Origin of the sequence: Rhizobium favelukesii (assembly GCF_000577275.2) — a bacterium.
Taxonomy (GTDB): Bacteria; Pseudomonadota; Alphaproteobacteria; order Rhizobiales; family Rhizobiaceae; genus Rhizobium; species Rhizobium favelukesii.
The window spans coordinates 2,098,357-2,121,050 of sequence record NZ_HG916852.1; the positions used below are offsets into that span (position 1 = coordinate 2,098,357).

A 22,694-nucleotide genomic window follows, 5' to 3' on the forward strand; every position below is an offset into this window, starting at 1 on the left:
GGCGTCTCCTCTCAGGCCACCTTGACCGACAGCGTGGCGATGCCGTCGATGCCGCAATCGACGCGATCGCCCTTCTTCACGGCACCGACGCCGGCTGGCGTGCCGGTCATGATGACATCGCCCGGGGCCAGGATGAAAAGCTTCGACAGTTCGGCGATGATCTCCGGCACCTTCCAGATCATCTGGTTGAGGTCGCCATCCTGCGCGCGTTTGCCGTTCAGCTCCAGCCAAATGCGTCCGCCCAAGGGGTGGCCGAGTTTGCTTGCCGGGACGATCGGCGACACCGGCGCCGAATATTCGAACGCCTTTGCGACCTCCCAGGGACGGCCGAGCTTCTTCGCCTCGGCCTGCAGGTCGCGGCGGGTGAAATCGATGCCGACGGCGTAGCCGTAGATGCAGTCGAGCGCCCTATCGACAGGGAGATCCTGGCCACCGGCCTTCAGCGCCAACACGCACTCGACCTCGAAATGCACGTCGCTGGAAAGCGGCGGGTAGGGAAAATCCCTGCCTGCGGGCAGCAGGTTGTCGGCGTTCTTCTGGAAAAAGAAGGGCGGCTCGCGGCTTGGGTCATGCCCCATCTCGATCGCATGCTCGGCATAGTTACGCCCGACGCAGTAGACCCGGCGCACCGGGAAGAGTTCGGCGGTGCCTTCTACGGGAAGCAGAACGGGCTGCGGCAGGGGGATGACGGTGGCGGGGAGGGACATCGCGAGCTCTTGCTGTTCATGAGTCCCCCGCATCTTAGACGGAAAGCGACCGCGGAGGGAAGCGTGGTTCAACAAGTGACCGTCGCCGTCGTTCTGCATCCTGACATTGCTGTCCTGCGCGGGGAAAACTGGCGTTTCGCCCGCCTTTGCGCTGTGAGCGCGGCATGACGACATCCAATTTCTACACCGAAGGCCTGAAAACCGGCCGGCCAACGATCGCCGCGGAAAACACGACTGGCTTTTTTATGCGAGCCTAAAACGTAACGAGTTTTTTAGGCGCGACAATGCGCGCCGGTCCGCCTTCATGGCGCGGCTTCTTGTACACCAATGGCCGGCGCGGTCACCACCTGCGCCAAACACAAGCAGCGCGCCGGCCGGTGTTTTTTCGGGAAGTCCGCAGCGGGAGCTGTTCATCGGAGGTTAAGGCCTATTAACCCAGACTCGCAACCTGAAAGGATGCGCCGATGATGAAGAAGCTTTTTCCCACACTCGCAGCCATGGTCCTGGCTGCATCTTTCGCCCTGCCGCTAAACGCCATGCCGATCGTCGTGCCGAAAGCAGCACCTATCCACACCACCGATGTCGAGCAGGTCAAAAACCGCGGTCATGGCAATGGATATGCGTATGGCCACTGGAAGAATCGGCGGTACGCTTACCGCGACTGCCGGTATTACGGCTCGTGCTACCGTCCGCGATACTACGGCTATCCCCGATATTCCGGATATCCCCGGTACGGCTATGGTGGCGACTACTACCCCTATCATCGCAGGTCAGGTGTGAGCCTGTATTTCAATTTCTAGTCGGCATGCCACGGACAGTGGCCACATGAGGAGGCTTGAACCCGTCGGACGAATGCCGGCGGCTTTTTCTTGGTGGCATACGCGAAAGAAAGACCGCCTCAACATGACCAGTTGAGACGGTCAATGCGGATGCAAAATCCGCCGCCCCAGTGCGTTGACGCAGAAGCACCGAGGCGCTGTTGCCGCCTCATCGTGTGGGTTGGGGTGAGATGAGGCAATGAGAACCTATCAGCGCCCGGCACCTTGCGAAATTATACGTAGGTTGTCGGAAGCTTGTGCGCAGGTATGAGGCGTCCAAACGCGCCATCTGTTGGCTGAGGCCGCGACGTAAGGACGCCGTCACGCGCCATTCATGTTCCACGGAACGAACCCGCGACCCCCTGATTACCAGCCAGCACGCCCGCGGCTGTCATCTAAGGGCGCGCCACCGAGGAGACCGCAGCCATCGGCGCGAATGCCGGCCCCAGTCGCAGAAGTAATGGGTGGCTACAGGCAACATCGAATAGTCATTGAAATTGGTCCGTCTCTCTGAGGCGGACTTTTTTCGTCTTTGGAGAAAAAGAGCCCGGCGTTGGTCTGGCCGGGCTCCGGCACCACGGCCTGGCAGCATGAAAGCTGCAAGCCGTACGACACTACAGGATCGGTGCCGCTGTTAAGTGAACTTTTGGCCCGTTGAAAGGTTCCGCGAAGAAAGCAAAGCCCGACGGGCTAGGGGGCGGCGCCGGGCCATTTGCGGACCTGCATAGGGCGATGCTTGGTCCCACAGCGTGTTGGAAACGCTGCATTGGTATAACCGGCGGCGGCGGAAAAGGTTCCCTATTGGCAAGCCTCCTCAAGCCACTTCCATCCAGCAAACTTGTCACCGACCTCGCGCAGGTGAGAGTAGCGTTGCAGGCTGTTCCATGAGCGGTGCCCGCTGACACTTGCGGCGAGCGGAATGGTGCGGCCCATCTCGAACAGGCGAGATACGCCTTCATGCCGCAGGTCATGGAAATGAAGGTCATCGATTTCGAGGAACTGGCAGGCCCGGGTGAACGCCGCACTCACTGCGTCGACACTATACGGGAAGATGCGTTCGCTTTTTCTTGGCATTGCCTTGATGATGCGCAGTGCCTCGGGCGGTAGTTCAACCCAGACATCATTTCCCTTCTTCTGTCCAGGATGCTTCATGTCGCGCACAAGGATGCGGCTGTGCGGCTCGTCAAGGTCATCCCAACGAATGCGGACAACCTCTTCCTGCCGGCGCGTCGAATAGGTCGCGAAGGCAACAATCTTGTGCATCGGCGAGGACTGCGGGGCGCGCGCTTGGCGGTCGACAAAGTGCTGCATGATCTTGTCGAGTTCAGGCAGGGTAGGGCGCCGATCGCGCTTCGCTGACTTGCTGATGGTTTCCTGGCGGGACAGAGCCGCTTGCGCGTTTCGCATCGCCTGGTCGTCGAGAGGAATGCTCCAGAGCGCACGGGCGTCCTTGAATACGGCCGAGAGGTGCGAGATGTAGTTGCCGACGGTCTGTGGCTTCCTGCCGCCGCTCAAAAGCTCGCGCGCAAAGGCCGATATGTCGCTGGCCTTGATCGCTGCGCAATCCATCGAGGCAATGGCGTATCCCTTGATAGAGCGGAGACATTGCTCTTTCGTGCGCCCAATGTCTTTCTTCTCTTTGGTGTACAGGTCGATCACGTCGGCCAGCGTAGAGGACTTTGCAGAAGCCCGTTCGATTGCGCCTGGCTGATCCAGTTCCGATTCACGAAAGCGGATCCACGCCTCGGCTTCGCGCTTCGTATCGAATGTCTTCGCCTCGCGCCAAACTATCGCACCGCCTTTCTTTCTGAGGATTTGAGCGGTATATCCGGTGCTTCCGTCCTGACGCTTGCGGGCGCTGATGGTTCCCATGGTACGAGATTTCTCCCTCGAAGTACTACAATGTTGTATCTTACGCTGAAAAACGGTGCAACAGGCGGAAAGAGCCTGACAAAGCATGACAAAGACCACCGAGGCTAACGAATTGAATTTCTACCAGAAAGCCTTGATTTCAAGGGTTCCGATCTTCGCCGTTGCGCCGATGATCGACTGGACCGATCGACATTGTCGCTATTTCCACCGGCAAATCAGCCGCAATGCGCTGCTCTACACGGAAATGGTCGTGGCCGATGCGATCATCCATGGGCCGCGCGAACGTCTCCTGTCCTTCGATGCGGTGGAGCATCCGGTGGCGCTGCAGCTCGGCGGGTCAGATCCGGCAAAGCTCGCAGAAGCGGTCCTGATCGCCGCGCCCTATGGCTACGACGAGATCAACCTGAATGTCGGCTGCCCCTCGGACCGGGTGCAGTCGGGCACCTTCGGCGCCTGCCTGATGCTGACGCCGGAGACGGTGGCGGCCTGCGTCAAGGCGATGAAGGCGGTTGCCGACCGGCCCGTGACGGTGAAGTGCCGGATCGGCGTCGACGAGCAGGATCCGGAAGCGGCTCTGCCCGATCTTCTTGACCGGGTGGTCGATGCCGGCGCCGACGCCGTCTGGATCCACGCGCGCAAGGCGTGGCTCAAGGGCCTGTCGCCGAAGGAGAACCGCGAAATCCCGCCGCTCGACTACGAGATCGTCTACCGCATGAAACGGGCGCGGCCGGATGTCTTCATCGGCATCAACGGCGGCATCCAGACGCTGGACGAGGCGGCCGCTCACTTGAATCATATCGACGGCATCATGCTCGGACGCGCGGCCTACCAGAACGCCGCTGTTCTCGCCGACGTCGATCAGCGATTCTACGGTGCAGCGGCCCAGGAGGCTGATTGGGGCGCGATCCGCGACCGGATGATGGCCTATGCCGAGCGCCATATCGAAAGCGGCGGGCGGATGCAGCAGGTGGCGCGGCACATGGTCGGGCTGTTTACCGGGCTGCCCGGCGCGCGGCGCTATCGGCAGATCCTTTCGACCGATGCGGTGAAGACAGGGGCGGGGCCCGAGGTGATCGCGGCTGCCTTCGCGGCGGTGGATTTCGAAGGCGCGCGGGAAGCGGTCGGCGCCTAGAGAGCGGTCAGGCAAGGCGGCCCCTCTTCGAGCCGGCGCCCGCTGCCACGATCGCTTTCCTCAACGGCCCTCCTGCCCATCCCCGCAAACGAAAACGGCGCCCCTTGCGGAGCGCCGTTCCATCCTGCCGAAACAGGAAATTTAGATTAGTTGGCCGAGATGTTGACGGCCTTCGGGCCCTTGCCCATGCGATCCGGCTCGGTGTCGAAGGTTACCTGCTGGCCTTCGCGGAGCGACGGGATGCGGGAAGCCTGGAGCGCGGAGATGTGAACGAAAACGTCCTTCGCGCCGCCATCCGGAGTGATGAAACCAAAACCCTTGTCCTGGTTGAAGAATTTTACGACGCCTTTGGTGGCCATTGGGATAGTCCTTTTCCCTTAGTCTGTCTGGTATCCATCCCCCCGAGAGGAAATGGACGGCTTTAGCTTTCGCGCTCCCTCATCGAAATTCAGCGCGCGAAGGGTCAGTCGAGTAGTTCACGAACGGGGAAAGAACGTCTACGCACGCGGGTGTCCCCCACGCTGCCTTCCTGCCGGAAGGCGTTACCACATCAGTCCAGTCACCGGCATGCAAATGCCCGAGAGCTGCATTTGGTGACAGCATTCGAAGCAAAAGGCAAGCGGCAATATTGTGGCACGCGATTCCGCGCGCCGGGAATGGCCAAAGATTCAGACACTTGACGAAAGGTAAGGATGCACAGCCGGCACTGTATCTTTTCCGGATTCTGTGCCGGAACGGCGCTGTTTCGGCGTTTTCGCACCCTCCGCCTCGATCCAGCCTCATCTGAAAAAGGTGCAAATGACGCCGTCAAGTGCCCGTTTGGCGGTTTGTGCTCGCAACGCCGGTCTCTCTGCAGCCCCCTATGTGTGCCGCACTTGCCCGGATGATGCGTGTTCTTGTGAAACACTGCAATCATTCGTGGCCATAGCCGTCATGCCGGCTTGATCCGGCATCCAGCGGCGCGATGTCGATCGCGCGAAGGCCATTTTGGGTTCGGGTTCATGTTCGCTGATCCATTCACCACGCGGACACGCGGTGAATGGATCCCGGATCAAGTCCGGGATGACGGGAAGAGGGTCAGGTCAGCGCCCCGGTCGCCCGGTCTTCCCCTTTGTCCTGCCCTTGCGCTTTTGCTCGGCCGGGTCCTCGTAGGAGCCAATGCCCGTCTTGCCGCGGACGAGGGGGCGCGGGTCGTCGGTGGGTCCTCGGGTCTCGCTGCGCTCGCCCGAGGATGACGACGGAGAGGGAAGCGGCGAGGCGCGCTTCTTCGTACCGATCGATTCCCCTGGCTTTTCCGGCAGCGCGCCGCTGACCGGTCTTTCGGTGCGGCCGACGGTCATTTCGTCGAGGCTGTTGCGGCGGAAGAGGCTCTTGCGCGCGGGCTCGGCGATGTCGCGGCCCATTTCGTCTCGGTCCGGCTTGCGGAAGAGGGGCGTTGCGGTGTCGGTGCCCGGGCCCATGTCGTCGAGGCCGGGCTTTGCGAAGTAGGAGGTTCCTCGCCCGCCCTCGTGGTTCGAGACGGCCCTTTGGGCCTCCTCACGATGAGGGCTCTCACTGTGGCCACGGCTCGCTGCTGCGTCCCCACCCCGAGGGCTACCCGCTGCAGTCGTCGCTCCGTCCTCATCCTGAGGCGGTCGCGCAGCGCCCCTCGAAGGACGAGGGCGGCCGCCTTCCATCGCCCTGGATTCTTCGCGGGCCAGAGGGTCGTCCATGGCTGCGAGTTCGACGGCCCTGAGGCGCTTGATCTCGTCGCGCAGACGCGCGGCCTTTTCGAAGTCCAGGTCGGCGGCGGCGTCGCGCATCTGTTTTTCCAGCGCGTTGAGATGGGTCTGCAGGTTGGCGCCGACGAGGTTTCCGCCGTCCGCAAAGCCCTTGCCTGACGCACCCGAGATGTCGGCGCGGACGTGGTCGCGTTCGTAGACGGAGTCGAGGATGTCGGAGATCTTCGCCTTGACCGATTCCGGGGTGATGCCGTGTTCGGCATTGTAGGCCATCTGCTTTTCGCGGCGGCGGCCGGTTTCCTCCATCGCCCGCTTCATCGAGCCGGTGACGTTGTCGGCGTAGAGTATGACCTTGCCGTCGACGTTTCTTGCGGCGCGGCCGATGGTCTGGACCAGCGAGGTTTCGGAGCGCAGGAAGCCTTCCTTGTCGGCATCGAGGATGGCGACGAAGCCGCATTCGGGAATGTCGAGGCCTTCGCGCAGAAGGTTGATGCCGACGAGCACGTCGAAGGCGCCGAGGCGGAGATCGCGGATGATCTCGATGCGCTCCAGCGTGTCGATGTCGGAGTGCATGTAGCGGACGCGCACGCCCTGCTCGTGCAGGTATTCGGTGAGGTCTTCGGCCATGCGTTTGGTGAGCACGGTGCAGAGGGTGCGGTAGCCCTTGGCCGCGGTCTCGCGGATCTCGCCGAGCACGTCGTCGACCTGGCTGCGGGCGGAGCGGACCTCGACGGGCGGGTCGATGAGGCCGGTCGGGCGGATCACCTGTTCGGCGAAGACGCCGCCGGACTGATCCATCTCCCAGCCGCCTGGCGTGGCCGAGACCGCGATGGTGTCGGGGCGCATCGCGTCCCATTCCTCGAAGCGCAGCGGCCGGTTGTCCATGCAGGAGGGCAGGCGGAAGCCGTATTCGGCGAGCGTCGCCTTGCGGCGGAAGTCGCCGCGGTACATGCCGCCGATCTGCGGCACGGTGACGTGGCTTTCGTCGATGAAGACGATGGCGTTGTCGGGGACGTACTCGAACAAGGTCGGCGGCGGGTCGCCTGGGTCGCGGCCGGTGAGGTAGCGCGAATAGTTCTCGATGCCCTGACAGGAGCCGGTGGCTTCGAGCATTTCAATATCGTAGCGGGTGCGCTGCTCCAGACGCTGGGCCTCCAGCAGGCGACCGGCCTTCTCAAGCTCGACGAGGCGGCCCTTCAGCTCCTCCTTGATCGACTTGATGGCAGCGTTCAGCGTCGGGCGCGGGGTGACATAGTGCGAATTGGCGTAGATCTTCACCGATTTCAGGTCGCCGGTCTTCTGGCCGGTCAACGGGTCGAACTCGGTGATGGCGTCGACCTCGTCGCCGAACATGGAGATGCGCCAGGCCGCGTCTTCCAAGTGGGCCGGGAAGATCTCGATCGTATCGCCGCGGACACGGAAGGAGCCGCGCTGGAAATCCATGTCGCGGCGCTTGTACTGCTGGGCGACGAGGTCGGCCAAGAGCTGGCGCTGGTCGAGTCGGTCCCCGACATTCATCTGGAAGGTCATGGCGGTATAGGTCTCGACCGAGCCAATGCCGTAGATGCAGGACACGGAGGCGACGATGATGCAGTCGTCGCGTTCGAGCAGCGAGCGCGTCGCCGAGTGGCGCATCCGGTCGATCTGCTCGTTGATCGAGGATTCCTTCTCGATATAGGTGTCGGAGCGCGGGACGTAGGCTTCCGGCTGGTAGTAGTCGTAATAGGAGACGAAGTACTCGACGGCGTTATCAGGGAAGAAGTTCTTGAACTCTGAATAGAGCTGGGCGGCGAGCGTCTTGTTCGGCGCCAGGATGAGCGCCGGGCGCTGCGTTTGCTCGATCACCTTGGCCATGGTGAAGGTCTTGCCGGAGCCGGTGACGCCGAGCAACACCTGGGAACGGTCGCCGTTCTCCAGGCCCTCGACGAGGTCCCTGATGGCGGTCGGCTGGTCGCCGGCGGGCTGGTATTCGCTGTCCATTCGGATCGAGATGCCGCCCTCGGATTTCTCCGGCCGCGCGGGACGGTGCGGCGTCCAGATCTTGCCGTTCTTGTGCAGCGGGTTGCCGCTCTCGATCAGCGCCGACAGTGCCTCGACAGTGGCGGTGACGGCGGTGCCGGCCTGCAGCGAGGCGGCCTCCTCCAGCGTCGTATCCATGCCCGCAACCGGGTTGAGGCCGGCTGCCGCGCGGGTCTTCGGGTCGGTCGAGCCGCCCATCGACGTGCCGCGTGCGGATTTCGACGCGGCGATCTCCACTTTCTTGCGATGCTTGCCCGCCTTTGAGGCGATTTGCCGCTGGGTCTCGACGCCGGAGGCCTCCGCATCGGCTTCCAACTGCTTCACCCAGTCGGCGACGGAACCCTCAAGAGGGGCGCCTTCAAAAGACGGCTGTGGGGCTTCCTCGAAGCCATTCGGGGCGGGAGATTTCTTCGGAGTTTTGGCCATGGGCGGAATATGGCGGGAGTCATTGCGAAAGTGAAGAGGCAAAGAGTACAAAAGGGAAACAAATGAATCGTTCGGATTTGGTAAACAGTGGCGTTCGATTTTCTCCTAACCCGCTGTCGGCTGAGGCCGCGGTGGGACGTCCTTGACATCTGAGGCGGGCTGCGAAGAGGCCCACGAAGGGGAGTAGACATGAGAAAGATCATCACAGGTGCATTCGCCAGTCTCGACGGCGTCATGCAGGCGCCGGGCGGCCCGCATGAGGACCCAATCGGCGGCTTCAAGTATGGCGGCTGGGCCGCCCCTTATTTTGACCAGGCGATGGGGGAGGCCGTGGGCGAGATGTTCGCCAATCCCTTCGATTTGCTGCTCGGCCGCAAGACCTATGATATCTTCGCCGCGCATTGGCCCTATGTCGCTGCCGACGACCCGATCGGACCGCTGTTCGATCGAATCACCAAGTACGTTGCGACCCGTAACCCGGACCTGAAGCTCAGCTGGCAGAACAGCCAAGTGCTCGGCGCCGACGTCGTCGGTGTGATCAAGGCGCTAAAGAGCAGCGATGGCCCGGATCTCCTGACGCAGGGATCGACCGACTTCCTGCAGACCTTGTTCCAAAACGACCTGGTCGACGAACTGCATATTTCATTCTTTCCCGTTGTGCTCGGCAAAGGCAAGAAACTGTTCGGCGACGGCGCCTTTCCGGGCGCGCTGAAACTCGTCGGTTCGAAGGTCTCCGGTTCCGGCGTGACGGTGAACAAATATGTCCGAAGCGGCGACATCATCACCGGCTCGTTCGAATTCGAGCAGCCCACTGCGGCAGAGCTGGAGCGGCGCAGGAAGCTGAGCTGAGGCGATGGGATGGGGTGCCGTCTTGAACCAAATGAGGAGCAGCGGATCCCGGCGCTGCTCTTCGTTTTCCTTGGACGCGGTTTCCAGAGGTGAGTCGTGGAGGAGCTTCCGCTGATCAAAACGCGGCGCAAGGGCAAAAACTCTATTCAGAGCATGCTGATCCCGAGCGAGACGATGGTCGCCGACGAATTGCGCGCCGCCCGGCCGGGCCATCTGTCGGATATCGCGGAGTAAGGCGCGCACTCGCGGCGAAGTACGAAGCGGATGCGTGCTGCCCGGTGACCGTGCACCGGCATCTGGTACGCATCAGCCAGGACGACAGCGCTCCCTTTTGGCGCGTTGTCGACCCCGAACGGCCGTTCGCCCGACGCATGGTAGGCGGGCCGGATCATATCCGCGAGAAGCTTGCCGCCGAGCGCTGAGCGACGGTCAAACTGTCGCAGGCGGGAACCACGACAGCATTGCTGACGTTAGCCGAGGCTGCCTGTCACAGCTTCGACCTCGCCCGTCCCTGGTCGATCCCTCTCTTCGACGGCATCCGGACATTGCCCGCCTCGCCGCCGCTTTCGGACGGAGGAACAATGATGTCCGCACTGCAGAGCCTGCGCGCGCTCACCCCGCAGCAGCGCAACACCGTGATCGCCAGCTATCTCGGCTGGACGCTCGATGCCTTCGATTTCTTCATTCTGGTTTTCGTTCTTAAGCACATTGCAGAGGAGTTTCATACCGACGTTCCGGCCGTGTCGGTTGCGATCTTCCTGACGCTGGCCATGCGGCCGCTCGGCGCGCTGCTGTTCGGGCTGGCGTCGGACAAATACGGCCGGCGGATCACATTGATGGTCAATGTGCTGTTCTATTCACTGTTCGAGTTCCTGACCGGCTTTTCCACCGGGCTGACCATGTTCATCGTGCTGAGAGCGCTCTACGGCATCGTCATGGGGGGCGAGTGGGGCGTCGGCGCCTCACTCGTCATGGAGACCGTGCCGGAGGAAAGCCGCGGCATCGTTTCCGGCATCCTGCAGGCCGGCTACCCCTCGGGCTATCTGCTTGCCTCGATTGTCTTCTTCCTGCTCTTTCCGGTCATCGGCTGGCGCGGCATGTTCTTCGTCGGCGCACTGCCGGCGCTGTTGGTGTTCTATATCAGGCGCAATGTCGAGGAGAGCCCGGCCTTCCTCAAGCGCCGGGAGCAGGGACGGCGGCCTTTCCTCAGCGTGCTGCGGGAGAATGTGCCGCTGTTCATATGGGTCGTGCTGCTGATGACGGCGTTCAACTTCTTCAGCCACGGCACGCAGGACATCTATCCGACCTTCCTGGAAACACAACGTAACTATGACAGCTACACAACGGGCGCGATCGCGATCGTCTACAATATCGGCGCGATCTGCGGCGGCCTGTTCTTCGGCGCGCTGTCGCAGCAGATTGGCCGCAGGAAAGCGATCGTTATCGCTTCGCTGATCGCCGTGCCGGTGGCGCCGCTCTGGGTCTATGCGCCGGGGCCGGTGCTGCTCGCCGTCGGCGCCTTCCTCATGCAGTTCTTCGTGCAGGGCGCCTGGGGCATCGTGCCGGTGCACCTGAACGAACTGTCGCCGGACGAGGTGCGCGGGACCTTCCCGGGCTTTGCCTACCAGCTCGGCAATCTGCTGGCCTCCGGCAATGCGACGCTGCAGGCGGGGCTGGCCGCGCATTGGGACGGCGACTATGCCTACGCGCTCCTGATCGTGGCGGTGATCGTCGCCATCGTCGTCGCGCTGCTTGCCGGCTTCGGCTTCGAGAAGAAGGACGTGCGGTTCGGCACGGATGAGGCAGAGGAGCCGCACGGCGTGCGCGCATGATCGGACAAGCGAACCGCTGAAGGCAGGCGCGGCATGGCCGCGCCTGCATTTCTTTCGACTACCCTTGGGTCAGACGATGACCGGCATCAGGAAGCGGACGAATTCAGATTCCTTCGCGACGGAGCTGTTCTTCTCTAGCCGCGGAAAGGTCCTTTCGCACACCGTGTTGCCCTGGTTGCCGCCAAGCAGCGTTACCGTCGTGCTCGTCCAGGCGACCACGAAGCCGACATGGCCGTTGCCTTTGGGCCCAGCTCTGGTCGGTGAAGGGCGGCGCATAGCGGCGAACCGCGGTGGCGCCCGGCTGCGGGTCTTGCCGCACATGAAACTGCTTTTGCTTGTCCCGGAAGAAGGAGCGGGCGCCCGGATGGTCGGTGCCCATGTGGCAGCTTGTGACGAGGAGTAGTTCACGAAAGCCGCGCACACCTTGAGGTCATTGAGGATGTGCGGGTTCTCTCCGGGATCAGGCCATTGGCTGCGTTCACGCGCTGGAAGGGCCGCCACGCGGCGGGCGATGGTCATCCAGTCCTTGCGTGGTCGATGCCGCCGACGACGCAACGTCGATGGACGCACCCGCCAGCGCTGCCTTTCCGGCATCCTCGTTAGGAACGATCGCGAAGCTGCCGTCGTCGCCGATGGCGAGACGTGCCCTTGCGGATATTGGCCGCATTGCAATCGCGCCGGGAGCGGGAGCCGCCTTCGCGGATTTCGTCGCGGTCTGTACAGAGGATCGTCTCCGGCGCGATTGCGCGGGCGTGGACGAATGGTCCGGGCGCGCCGGCTACCGGCGGGGTAGGGCTGTCCATGTTGGCAACGGGCGGCGTGCTTGGCAAAGCTTCTCGGCCGTCTGGCCGGTTGTCATGTTTTTCGCTTCCAACATTTTCATGACCTTTGCGTGGTATGGACATCTCAAGCACAAGGGCACGGCGCTGTTCATTGCCATCGTCGTCAGCTGGGCGATCGCCTTCTTCGAATACTGCCTTGCCGTGCCGGCCAACCGCATCGGTTCGGTGGTCTACTCGACGGCGCAGCTGAAGACGATGCAGGAAGTGATCACGCTGCTCGTCTTCTCCGGTTTCTCGGTGTTCTGGCTCGGCGAAACCCTGACCTGGAACCACGTGATCGGCTTTGCCCTGATCGCGATCGGCGCATCCTTCATCTTCCGCGGCTAACGGTCTGGAATTGCGGGCGACTTAACGGGCGGAATCGTCCCGGTCTCAGCGCGACAAGCCGATGCCGTTCCTGCACGCCCAGACAGATCTACCGCTCCACGAAGCCGCGCAGGCGTTCGAGCGCGGCGTCCCATTGTCGCGAGACGCTGTCGAGATAGGCGCGCATCTCGCCGATCCGATCGGGTTGGAAGGCGTAATGGCTTTCCCGCCCGACTTTGGCGGAGCGGACCAGGCCGGCCTGTTCCAGCACGTGCAGATGCTTCGTCACCGCCTGCCGGCTGAGTGCGGTCCCGACGGAAAGCCCTGATATCGAGCGTTCGCGCCCGTCGCTGAGGGTCGTCAGCAGCGACAGGCGCGTCGGGTCCCCCAGCGCGGCGAACAGGATTGCCGCGTTCGCGCGGTGGAATTCGACGTTAGCGATCGACGTATTCCTCGATGTTTTTCATCTGTTCGGCCCAGCCGCCGTCGTTCATGCGGAAGGCTTCCTCGCGGCGATGCGGCGGGACCTTGTCGAAACCCGATTCCGTGACGGTCAGGCGCGAGCCCGATGACGTCGGCTCCAGACGAAACTCGACCAGGGTCGGCGGCTCGCCGGAGTAGTCGACATCGGGATCGATGGCGTAGGGATGCCAGGTGAAGGAAAACAGTTCGGGCTCTTCCATGCGCTTGACGGTCGCCTGCCAGCGAATGTGCTCGTAGCCGGGGTAGGTGATGTGACCGGTCGAATTCTCGCCCGGCACGAAGGGGCCGTCCAGCTGGACGCGGAACCATTCGCCGAATTCGCGGTGATCGGTGATGGCTTTCCAGACGCGCTCGACCGGCGCATTCAGTTCGATGATCTTCTCAATGCGGTCAGACATATCAGCAACCTCCTGGTTGCCTTTTAAATCGCATATTCGCGATGAATTGGCAACCAAAAAGTTGCGAATTGTTACCCGAGGATGTCGTAGATGCGGAAGATGAAGCTGACCTGATAGACCAGATTGAGCCAGACAAAGGCCGTGTGGAAGCGGCGGTTTGCGGTCCATGCGGCGATGAGGCAGAGGATGACATAGACGATGTTGCGCGCCGGATACTCCCAGCCGATGGAGTGGATGTGGTCAGCGCCCTTGATCGCAGTGTCGACGATGTCGACAGCGTAGGTGAGGGCGAGCGTGCCGAAGAACCAGCGCCGGCGGGAGTGTACGGCATAGGGCTTGGCCTTTCCCGGATGCTGGATGATACCAGCGATGCCGGTCAGCAGCCGCGCAAGGCTCAGCGAGATTACCATCCCCATCACCACCTTGATGTGGAGAAAGACCTCCGGCGAGGCGACCGATTCCATGGCCTACTCCGCGGGAACCGGCTTGGGCTTTCCGCTCTCGTCGAGCGCAACCATGATGAAAGTCGCCGCTGTCACCTTTTCCATGTTGTTGTAGCGGGCGCGCGTGGCCCAAGCCTCGACCGAGAGCATGATCGAGGTGCGGCCGACGGCTTCGATCGTCGTATAGACCGACAGTGTATCGCCGATCTTCACCGGCAGGGCGAAGGCCATCTCCTTGACGGCCGCAGTGACGACACGGCCCTTGGCGCGCTCGGAGGCGGTGATGCCCGAGGCAAGGTCCATCTGTGCCATGACCCAGCCACCGAAAATGTCACCCGCCGGATTGGCATCGGCGGGCATCGCCACGGTGCGAAGGGTCAGCGCGCCACTCGGCTTGGCGTTGTCGGTCATGCAAGGTTCCTCTTCAGCATATGGATAGCGATTCCGAAGGACCGTAGCGCAGATGCCGTTGAAGCGAAACGCGGCCCTGTCGAGAGACGGTGCGTTGGCCGCCGCACCTGCTACCATAGTTCTATGAGATCTTACCTAGCGCGGTTTGCACGGGTCGTGGCTTGTCAATAAAAATCAATGCTTTGCCTTGGAAATATGCGGTGGTGGCGAAAGTGCTCACGCAGCGGCAGTTCAGTAAACTCTAATTAAAATTCACGATCCGGTAAGGCTCGCATTGCAGTATTTGACTATTCTCAAATTCTGAACTGCCGGGGCTCAATGCGTAACGTCAAGATTTCCACTCGCCTCTATTCTCTCGTGGGGCTGGCGCTGACCATTCTGGTGCTCGCCATCACCTTCTTCCTCAACTATTCGCACGCGAAGCTGGAGAGCGAGCGCAAGCATGGTCTTGCGCAGATGGATGCGACGGCGATCGCCATCTTCCAGAAATACTACAAGTTGGAACAGTCCGGCGCCATGACGCGGGAGCAGGCGCAGACCGCGTCGAAGGAGGTGATTTCAGCCATGCGCTACGGCGGCAATGGCTACTTCTGGATCAACGACATGCACCCGAGGATGATCATGCATCCGATCAAGCCGGAGCTGAACGGAACGGACCTGTCCCAGAACAAGGATCCGACCGGCAAGTTCATCTTCGTCGAGTTCGCCAATACCGTGAAGAAGAGTGGCGAAGGCTTCGTTGATTACTACTGGCCAAAGCCGGGTGCGGCCGATCCGGTGCTCAAATATTCTCATGTGGTCGGCTTCGAGCCCTGGGGCTGGGTGGTCGGCACCGGCGTCTATGCCGACGACCTTGCGGCGCTCTATCGCCAGAACGCGATCTGGGCCGTAGGGGCTTGCCTGATCGGCGCGATCGTGATCATCGGCGTCGCCTTCGGGATCGTACGCAGCGTGACCTCGCCGATCGCTCGGCTGAAGGGCGCGATGAACGCCATTGCCGATGAACGCGACGTCGGCGAGATCGTCGATCACGAGCGGCGTGACGAGATCGGCGCAATGGCGAAGTCTCTGCTTGTGCTGCGTGACTCCGTCCGCGAGCGTACCCTGATGCGCGATCGCGAGAGCCAGCACCAGCTGCAGATCGAGGAGGAGCGTCGCGGCAACGAGGCCAACTGGCGCTCGGCAGCCGATCGCCAGACCTTTGCGATCCAGTCGCTCGGGGCAGGCCTGGAAAAGCTTGCCGCCGGTGACCTGACCGTATCGATCGGCGATCTCGGCGACGATTACGCCAAGCTGCGTTCCGACTTCAACTCAGCCGTCGACGCGCTGAACGGCGTGATTCAGGCGATCGCGGAATCGACCCGTGTCGTCAACGACAGCGCCGGCAATATCAGTGCAGCCACGAACGATCTGTCGAAGCGCACCGAGCAGCAGGCGGCCGCCCTTGAAGAGACGGCGGCGGCACTCGACGAGATCACCGCGACCGTGCGGACTGCTTCGGAACGTGCGGCGGAAGCCCGCGAGATGGTGGCGGAAACCAAGACCAGCGCCGGCAAGTCGGGCGAGATCGTCCGCAATGCGGTCACCGCGATGAACCGGATCGAGGACTCATCAAACCGCATCAGCCAGATCATCGGCGTCATCGATGAGATTGCCTTCCAGACGAACCTGCTGGCGCTGAATGCCGGCGTCGAGGCGGCACGTGCAGGCGAGGCGGGTCGCGGTTTTGCGGTAGTCGCACAGGAAGTACGCGAACTGGCTCAACGCTCCGCAAACGCAGCAAAGGAGATCAAGGTACTCATCAGCACCTCGGCAAGCGAAGTCGGAAACGGCGTAACGCTGGTGCGTTCTACTGGTGATGCGCTGCTCGAAATCGAGGAGCTGGTCAATCGTGTCAACAACCATGTCGCCTCGATCGCGACTGCAGCGCGCGAGCAGGCCACGGGGCTCAACGAGATCAACACCTCGGTCAACCACATGGATCAGATGACGCAGCAGAATGCCGCGATGGTGGAGGAGACGACGGCTGCAAGCCAGACACTGGCCGAAGAAAGCCGGCAGTTGAGCACCTTGCTGGCCAATTTCAGACTGCGTGCTGCCCGTGGAAATGGTGCAGGACGGATGTCCCGCGCTGCCTGATGAGTTGACTAACAAATAGATCGAGGGTCTCCCGGGCGACGCCACGGGGGACCTTTTTCGTGATGCCTACCTGCCCGTTGCGTCCTTTGAATTTGCGCTTTCAGATAGTAATGTGCATGGCGTCCGCAATGGAGTCCACGAATGCTTCGGTTCTCGCCTTGCTTCCCATGCATGAGCTTGTTCGGCATCGTTTTCTGCTTGTTGTCGATTGCAGCCTGGGCGCCTTTCCTGAAGGACAACAGATCACTTGCCGGCTTCGATACCGATGTGGATGTGTCGTTCTCCAGTATCCTCAACCATCTCGATTTCGTGCTGATGGGGAATGTCAAAGTCACGAACGGCAAATGGTCGGTCTCTACAGGCGCGAGAAGCAAATGAGAGGGAACGCATGAGACATTTGCTGCTGCGCCTATTCGTGTCGCTTTCGACGCCGGGGTTGGCACTTGGCTTCATTTTCTTTGCCGCGTCGCTGACGCCGAGCCTCATGCCGCGCTCCTTCTTCATTCAAGGCGCGCTGTCGGGCATCGCCGCCGCCGTAGGGTATCTTTTCGGGGTAACCTTTACCTGGCTGTGGAAATACCTGGAGCTGCCGGTCGCCAGCGGACGCAGACTGCCCGGCAACCTGATCGTTTGCGGACTGGGTGTTGTGCTGTCGGTGGTCGTCCTTTGGCGCGCTGCCGGCTGGCAGAATTCGATCCGTGACTTGTGGCACATGGAGCGCGTCGATACGGCTGAGCCTTTCAGTGTCGCGCTTGTCGCAACCGTCGCCTTCTTCGTTGCTCTTCTGATCGGTCGGCTGTTCCGGTTCACGTGTCTGTTCCTGTCGAAGTGGCTGTCGCGCTTCGTGCCGCGCCGCGTCTCGCAGCTGACTGGGGGTGTCCTTGCGATCGCCCTCTTCTGGTCTGTCGTAGACGGCGTGCTCCTGCGTGCGGCGTTGCATCTAGCCGACAGTTCATTCCAAAGGGTCGATGCGCTTCTGGAAGACGGCGTTCCTATCCCAGGCGATCCGGCAAAGACCGGAAGCGCCGCCTCGCTTGTCGCCTGGGAGGGACTTGGGCGTCAGGGCCGTAATTTCATCGTCTCTGGGCCGACAGCCGCGCAAATCGGCGATTTCTGGAAGACGCCGGCGCGCGAGCCGCTGCGAACCTATGTGGGCCTCAACAACGCAGAAACGATCGAGGAGCGCGCAAAGCTCGCACTCGAAGAGATGAAGCGCCAAGGCGCATTCGAACGCTCGCTCCTCATCATCATCGTTCCGACGGGAACCGGCTGGATCGACCCGGAGGCAATGGACACGCTCGAGTATCTGCGTCACGGGGACGTGGCGAGCGTCGGGCTTCAATATTCCTATCTGACAAGTTGGTTGTCGCTGCTTGTCGAGCCGGAATACGGTTCGGCGTCCGCCAGGGCGTTGTTTCGCGAGGTCTACGGCTACTGGACAACGTTGCCGCGGGACGAGAGACCGAAGCTTTACCTGCACGGCCTCAGCCTTGGAGCACTGAATTCCCAAGTCTCCGCGGATATCTTCGACATCGTGGCGGATCCATTCCAGGGGGCGTTGTGGAGCGGGCCTCCTTTTGAAAGCAGGATGTGGCGAGACGTGACGGCCGCGCGCAATCCCCAATCACCTGCGTGGTTGCCGCAGTTCCGCGACGGATCCCTCATCCGATTCACCAACCAGACGAACCAGTTGGATATTCCCGGCGCAAACTGGGGACCCATTCGCATCGTCTATCTGCAGTATGCCAGCGACGCCGTGACGTTCTTCGATCCCTATTCTTTCTATCGGGAGCCGGCATGGATGAGGCGTCCGCGCGGGCCAGATGTTTCGCCGAGCCTGCGCTGGTTTCCGGCGCTGACAATGCTGCAATTGCTGGTCGATATGGCGATCGCAACGAGTTCTCCGATGGGGTACGGCCACGTCTATGCCCCCCAGCACTATATCGATGGCTGGATCGCCGTGACGGACGCGAAGATTGACCGCGAGCGGCTCAACGCCTTGAAGCGGCTGTTCGAGGAGCGGTCCGTGCAGACGGGCGAGGGCGACTAGTTATCCACAGACCGTGTTTCAAACAGGGAAACGCTATACGTTAACCATGTTCATTAGGCCTTCATTCAGCGTCTCGTATCAGTTTGCGCCGCAGTGGCTGGGAAACCACAGCATTGAGGCTCGAAACAATGACCTACAGCGGCTTTCTTCTTACTGCCATCGTGGCTGGTCTGATCACAATTCTGGCGGTCGGCAGTCGCCCGGCGACCGAGGCTGCGTCCAACTGGCCGCAGATGGACGTGATGAAGACGGATCGGATCGTCACGGGCAGCGTTCCTGCGCGATAAATGAGGGCGCGTCAGTTTTGTTCTGCGCCAGCGGCGGCGGGTGCATCAAATTGGTACTTCGGACGTCTCTCAGAGAGACGATGTTACTGATATTCAGACTCTGTTAGGTATCTCGGGGGCAAGGCCTTTTTCAACCCCGGCGGATGACCTAAGCCGACATCATGGGAGAGAAATCATCATCCGAATCGCGGCCGTGCCTGATCGATCTGGTGATCGTCGGGGTGGCCGCGGGGCTTCTGGCCTGCCTGCTGCGCGGCGGCAACATCGGTGCGATCGCGCCGGGAACTGCCTTGTCCTGGTATTTTCTGGGCTTCCCGATCATCAGGACAAGAAATCGCTCGCGCTAATTGGGAGTCCGAAGCAAGGGCGCGTTAATAGTAGGGGCTTAAACGGGTAGGGTTCGTAAGGCAATTTACCCATGTATAGTTCCGATCAACGATACGACGTCATTTGCGACCCGCTCGATCTCTGGATGGTGTGGGACAACCAGACTGAAGAGCCTGCGTCCTTCGGCGGGCAGATACTGCATGGCTTGACGGAACGCCACGCCGTCGAGGTCGCCAAAATCATGAATGAACTCTACGGCAGTGAGAAACGAGATGCGCCCACAGCGTTTCGCAGCGTCGGGGGCTGACGCTCTGAGGGCACGTCACCGGTGCGTTTAGCCGTCGGGCTGCACCGCCACAGAGTTCAGGCTAATCTCCGCCATCGCATGCTTTGGCAGCGCGATATGGGGAGGCGGATGCCATGGGCACGAAGGAATTGTTCTCAATCGCCGCCGATCATGCCGTGCGCTTTCGTGACACGGCCGACAGTCGCCCCCATCGCCCATTGCGTGACTATGCCACCGCCGTGGAGGCCTTTGCCGCCCCGCTGCCTGAACAGTCATCGCCGATGGTCGACGTGCTCGACGAACTGGTGACGACGGCGGAGCCGGGATTGCATCTGATGACCGGCGCGCGCTTTTTCGGCTGGGTCATCGGAGGCTCTCACCCGATGGGAGTTGCCGCCGATTTTCTAACGAGCGCGTGGGGACAGAATGCCGGCAACCATACGGCGTCGCCGTCGGCGGCCGCCGCTGAAACGGTAGGCGCGCGCTGGCTGCTTCAGCTGCTTGGACTTCCCGCTGGCTGTTCTGTCGGCTTTGTCACGGGCGCGACCGTCGCGAATTTCACCTGCCTTGCGGCCGCTCGAGGCGAGGTGCTGCTACGGTCAGGCTGGGATGTCGATGCCAACGGGGAGCGCCGCAAATCACGGTGCTGATCGGCGATGATGCGCATACGACGGTGTTCTCCGCGTTGCAGTTTCTCGGCCTCGGCCACGATCGCGTGGTGCGGATCCCGACGGATGATCTGGGGAGCATCGCGCCGGTGGCGTTCGAGCAGGCCGTTGCCGATGTCTCTGGCCCTTGCATAGCGATCCTCCAGGCAGGGCAGATCAATACGGGCGCCTGTGACGATTTCGGCAACTTGATCCCGATTGCCAAGTCGAAGGGCGCATGGGTGCATGTCGACCGGGCGTTCGGCCTCTGGGCGCAGGCCTCGGCGCGGCGGCGTCATTTAACCGCCGGCGTGGAGCAGGCGGACAGCTGGGCCACCGATGGGCACAAATGGCTGCAGACGCCCTGTGATTGCGGCTATGCGATCGTGCGCGACGAACTCGCGCACCGGCGGGCCATGCCATATCGGCGAGCTATCTGCCGCTTGCCAGCGAGGGCGAGCGCGATCCTTCGCACTATGTGCCGGAGCTGTCGCGGCGGGCGCGCGGCTTTGCCACATGGGCGATGATCAGGCATCTCGGGCCCAGCGGCGTCGAGGCCCTGGTCGACGGCGCCTGCGACGCTGCGACAGGCATGGCACTGGTGCTTGCCGGGGAACCGGGAATTGCGATTGGCAACGATGTGCTCCTCAATCAGGTGATTGTGCGCTTCGGAGCGGACCTGCCGCCTGAGCAGGCCGACGAGCTCACCAAGCGAACGATCGGCGCCTTTCAGCGCGAGGGCGCTCTGTTTGCCGGCGCAGCGACATGGCGCGGCAGGCAGGTCATGCGCCTATCGGTTGCCAACTACCAGACGAACGCTGCCGAAGCGGCGAAGGCGGTCGATGCGATCTTGAGAGCCTATCGGGCAGAGCGGCGCGACGCCGTGTAACCTTATAGTGACCTGTCGTGTCGTGGTTGCGACGGGACGCATGCCAGTCGCCGTCCAGCGTGGCCCGGCACTACTGCCCGCGACCCCTTAGCCAGTGATCGATTGAGAGAGTGCCCGCTCCGGCGGCGGCGAGCACGAACATGCCGCCCGCGATGGCCAGATCTTTTTCGAAATGAAGCAGTTCGTTCTGATCGCTGAAGTTGGTATGGAAAAGCGTGGCAGTGGCGACGCAAAATAGGCCTAAGGCGGACGCGCCGATGCGGGTCAAAAGCCCGGTGGCGATGGATAGGCCGGCGCCGATTTGGAGAGCGATCGTTGCTACAAGCAGTGGAACGCTCAATCCGAATTGTGCAGCCATCTCGACGGCCCCCGAAAAATTGAGCGCCAGCGAGACGCCCTCATGCAGAAAGATCCAGGCGAGAAGCAGTCGGCCGATCAATAGCGCAATGTCGATCGCTCCTGTGCCGACCGAGGATTTGCCGTCTGCCATATGAACCTCCGTGCCGCGCTGCCAACGACCTCAGGCAGCGCGCTCGCATCATAGACCAGAGACGAGAATTCGCCAGCCTTGCCTCCTGAGCCCTAGCGCGAGCAGGAGGCTAGGCAGCGTCCATCTCCGGATTGTCGATACACGCGGGAGCCTCGTGGACCTGGAAGCGGTTCTTGCCGTCAGTCTTGGCCTTGTAGAGTGCGGCATCGGCACAAACAAAGATGTTGGAGTTCATTGATGCATCGAAGAAGGCGACGCCCACGGACGCGCCGACATGCATTCTGGCGCCGTCCCGTTCGACCGAGTGGGTGAGGCAATGGACGACGGTCTCAGCGAGCTTGGCGACGCTTTCGGCGCTGTCGTAGCCGCTGACAAGGACCGCAAATTCATCGCCGCCAATGCGGGCCACGAGGTCTGCTCCCTTGCACGCTGAAAGCAGCCGCTCTGCCGTTTCCTTGAGGCACTCGTCGCCAGCCTGGTGGCCGAAGGTCGTTGATGCCCTTGAAGCCGTCGAGATCAATGAGCAGCAGGGCGGCGCTGCTGCCACTGATGCAGCGTAGTGGCAGGCGCTGCAGGGCCGTCTGAAACTGCGCGCGGTTCGGCAGGCCCGTCAGGATGTCGAATTCGGCGAGATAGCGGATCTGGTCAAACATCATCTTTTCGGCCGTGATGTCGAGCTTCATGCCGAAGATGCGGGCAGGGACATCGCCCTCACATTCGACGGTGGCCGTAATGCGGATCCAACGCGTATTGCCCTTGGGTGTCACGATCTCCGCGTCGAGCGTAAAGCCGCTCTGCTCCTGGATCGCGCGGCTGCGCAGCCGTACAAGCTCGGCAAGCGACTCCTTGGAATAGCATTTCAAGATTTCCGCGCGATCGAGATCGGCCTCGTATGGCACGTCGAAGAGATCATAGACCATCTTGGTCCAGACAAGGCGGTTGTCCGGCAGGCTGCATTCCCACACGCCGATCCTGGCGGCTTCGGATGAGCGATCGAATATCTTTCGGCTGTGGGCGAGGGCAATCGCCTGCTGTTCGAGCTGCTGCTCTTTTTCCGCGACGGCACTTTGGAGCGCCTCTATGACAGTCTGGCTGCCACGCCGGGATGGTGCCAGGCGAGCGGCGATTTTGGCGAAAGTAGCGAGGAGCTTCATGCCCGACCCAACGGTTGGCGATCCAAATCCTACAATCGTTGGAATGACTTAAGATTTCGTTCTGTGCATTGTGCAGCAAATTGCGTTGTCGAACAAACCGATGCCCAAACCGGAACATCTGCGCGTCCGGGCAAGCGTTTCTCCCTCGGGCCTGCGTGTGCTGTTG

Annotated in this window: 21 protein-coding genes and 3 pseudogenes; 13 read left to right on the forward strand and 11 right to left on the reverse strand. The window is 61.8% G+C overall.

All coding sequences use genetic code 11. The annotated features are described in order from the left end of the window. Positions 1-11 precede the first annotated feature (11 nt). Entirely contained in the window at positions 12-707 is a 696-nt protein-coding gene (locus LPU83_RS48980) for a fumarylacetoacetate hydrolase family protein (protein WP_024312881.1), read from the reverse strand. A gap of 464 nt (positions 708-1,171) precedes the next feature. On the opposite strand from LPU83_RS48980, the gene LPU83_RS48985 reads away from it, so the two are divergent. Continuing rightward, on the forward strand, positions 1,172-1,507 hold the full coding sequence (locus LPU83_RS48985; protein WP_024312880.1) for a hypothetical protein: 336 nt from the start codon (positions 1,172-1,174) through the stop codon (positions 1,505-1,507). Positions 1,508-2,323: 816 nt separating this feature from the next. Here the strand turns inward: LPU83_RS48985 and LPU83_RS48990 are convergent. After that, positions 2,324-3,397 carry a site-specific integrase gene (locus LPU83_RS48990; protein WP_024312879.1) on the reverse strand — a complete coding sequence of 358 codons (1,074 nt, stop codon included), beginning with the start codon at positions 3,395-3,397 and terminating at the stop codon, positions 2,324-2,326. Positions 3,398-3,482: 85 nt separating this feature from the next. Here LPU83_RS48990 and dusA point away from each other — a divergent pair, with 85 nt between their 5' ends. After that, entirely contained in the window at positions 3,483-4,529 is a 1,047-nt protein-coding gene (gene dusA, locus LPU83_RS48995; protein ID WP_024312878.1) for a tRNA dihydrouridine(20/20a) synthase DusA, read from the forward strand. A 146-nt stretch (positions 4,530-4,675) separates the two neighbouring features. Here the strand turns inward: dusA and LPU83_RS49000 are convergent, their stop codons facing one another. Beyond that, positions 4,676-4,888, reverse strand: a complete 213-nt coding sequence (locus tag LPU83_RS49000) for a cold-shock protein (protein ID WP_024312877.1) — start codon at positions 4,886-4,888, stop codon at positions 4,676-4,678. A gap of 723 nt (positions 4,889-5,611) precedes the next feature. After that, entirely contained in the window at positions 5,612-8,695 is a 3,084-nt protein-coding gene (gene uvrB, locus LPU83_RS49005) for an excinuclease ABC subunit UvrB (protein WP_024312876.1), read from the reverse strand. A gap of 189 nt (positions 8,696-8,884) precedes the next feature. Here uvrB and LPU83_RS49010 point away from each other — a divergent pair, with 189 nt between their 5' ends. The 3 genes and pseudogenes from LPU83_RS49010 (at position 8,885) to LPU83_RS49020 (ending at position 11,376) form a co-directional block, all read left to right on the forward strand. Further along, a complete protein-coding gene (locus LPU83_RS49010) occupies positions 8,885-9,544 on the forward strand; it encodes a dihydrofolate reductase family protein (protein ID WP_024312875.1) in 660 nt (219 codons plus the stop codon). A 96-nt stretch (positions 9,545-9,640) separates the two neighbouring features. Continuing rightward, positions 9,641-9,966 (forward strand): annotated as a pseudogene (locus tag LPU83_RS49015) (hypothetical protein). A 162-nt stretch (positions 9,967-10,128) separates the two neighbouring features. After that, a complete protein-coding gene (locus LPU83_RS49020) occupies positions 10,129-11,376 on the forward strand; it encodes an MFS transporter (protein ID WP_024312874.1) in 1,248 nt (415 codons plus the stop codon). 69 nt (positions 11,377-11,445) lie between these two features. On the opposite strand, the gene LPU83_RS74105 is transcribed toward LPU83_RS49020, so the two are convergent. Next, positions 11,446-11,895: a C40 family peptidase gene (locus tag LPU83_RS74105; RefSeq protein ID WP_024312873.1), complete on the reverse strand. Its 450-nt coding sequence runs from the start codon at positions 11,893-11,895 to the stop codon at positions 11,446-11,448. A gap of 338 nt (positions 11,896-12,233) precedes the next feature. Between LPU83_RS74105 and LPU83_RS49030 the strand changes: the two genes are divergently transcribed. Then, positions 12,234-12,545: a DMT family protein gene (locus tag LPU83_RS49030; RefSeq protein ID WP_029709867.1), complete on the forward strand. Its 312-nt coding sequence runs from the start codon at positions 12,234-12,236 to the stop codon at positions 12,543-12,545. An 88-nt stretch (positions 12,546-12,633) separates the two neighbouring features. On the opposite strand, the gene LPU83_RS49035 is transcribed toward LPU83_RS49030, so the two are convergent. The 4 genes from LPU83_RS49035 to LPU83_RS49050 form a co-directional block, all read right to left on the reverse strand. Further along, positions 12,634-12,966, reverse strand: coding sequence for an ArsR/SmtB family transcription factor (locus LPU83_RS49035; protein WP_029709866.1), 333 nt, complete (start codon positions 12,964-12,966; stop codon positions 12,634-12,636). Next, positions 12,959-13,405, reverse strand: coding sequence for an SRPBCC family protein (locus tag LPU83_RS49040; protein WP_024312870.1), 447 nt, complete (start codon positions 13,403-13,405; stop codon positions 12,959-12,961). The genes LPU83_RS49035 and LPU83_RS49040 overlap by 8 nt, the downstream gene beginning before the upstream one ends. Positions 13,406-13,476: 71 nt before the next feature. Continuing rightward, the gene (locus tag LPU83_RS49045; RefSeq protein WP_024312869.1) at positions 13,477-13,869 is read right to left on the reverse strand and encodes a hypothetical protein; all 393 of its coding nucleotides are present in this window, start codon (positions 13,867-13,869) and stop codon (positions 13,477-13,479) included. Positions 13,870-13,872: 3 nt separating this feature from the next. Further along, positions 13,873-14,259: an acyl-CoA thioesterase gene (locus tag LPU83_RS49050; protein ID WP_024312868.1), complete on the reverse strand. Its 387-nt coding sequence runs from the start codon at positions 14,257-14,259 to the stop codon at positions 13,873-13,875. Between the two features lie 318 nt (positions 14,260-14,577). Here LPU83_RS49050 and LPU83_RS49055 point away from each other — a divergent pair, with 318 nt between their 5' ends. From LPU83_RS49055 to LPU83_RS49085, 7 genes and pseudogenes are all read left to right on the forward strand, one after another. Continuing rightward, entirely contained in the window at positions 14,578-16,398 is a 1,821-nt protein-coding gene (locus LPU83_RS49055) for a methyl-accepting chemotaxis protein (RefSeq protein ID WP_024312867.1), read from the forward strand. A 141-nt stretch (positions 16,399-16,539) separates the two neighbouring features. Next, positions 16,540-16,776 (forward strand): hypothetical protein, encoded by a 237-nt coding sequence (locus LPU83_RS49060; protein ID WP_024312866.1) that lies wholly within the window; start codon positions 16,540-16,542, stop codon positions 16,774-16,776. A gap of 10 nt (positions 16,777-16,786) precedes the next feature. Further along, positions 16,787-18,448 carry an alpha/beta hydrolase gene (locus tag LPU83_RS49065; RefSeq protein ID WP_024312865.1) on the forward strand — a complete coding sequence of 554 codons (1,662 nt, stop codon included), beginning with the start codon at positions 16,787-16,789 and terminating at the stop codon, positions 18,446-18,448. A 113-nt stretch (positions 18,449-18,561) separates the two neighbouring features. After that, positions 18,562-18,735: a hypothetical protein gene (locus LPU83_RS49070; protein WP_157997354.1), complete on the forward strand. Its 174-nt coding sequence runs from the start codon at positions 18,562-18,564 to the stop codon at positions 18,733-18,735. 161 nt (positions 18,736-18,896) lie between these two features. After that, positions 18,897-19,082 carry a hypothetical protein gene (locus LPU83_RS49075; RefSeq protein WP_024312864.1) on the forward strand — a complete coding sequence of 62 codons (186 nt, stop codon included), beginning with the start codon at positions 18,897-18,899 and terminating at the stop codon, positions 19,080-19,082. Between the two features lie 71 nt (positions 19,083-19,153). Next, positions 19,154-19,369: a hypothetical protein gene (locus tag LPU83_RS49080; RefSeq protein WP_024312863.1), complete on the forward strand. Its 216-nt coding sequence runs from the start codon at positions 19,154-19,156 to the stop codon at positions 19,367-19,369. Between the two features lie 113 nt (positions 19,370-19,482). After that, a pseudogene (locus tag LPU83_RS49085) lies at positions 19,483-20,884 on the forward strand (pyridoxal phosphate-dependent decarboxylase family protein). Positions 20,885-20,954: 70 nt separating this feature from the next. Here the strand turns inward: LPU83_RS49085 and LPU83_RS49090 are convergent. Together LPU83_RS49090 and LPU83_RS49095 are read right to left on the reverse strand one after the other, a co-directional pair. Next, complete coding sequence (locus tag LPU83_RS49090; protein WP_024312859.1) at positions 20,955-21,374, reverse strand: DoxX family protein; 420 nt, start codon at positions 21,372-21,374, stop codon at positions 20,955-20,957. 109 nt (positions 21,375-21,483) lie between these two features. Next, positions 21,484-22,528 (reverse strand): annotated as a pseudogene (locus LPU83_RS49095) (diguanylate cyclase domain-containing protein). Between the last annotated feature and the right edge of the window lie 166 nt (positions 22,529-22,694).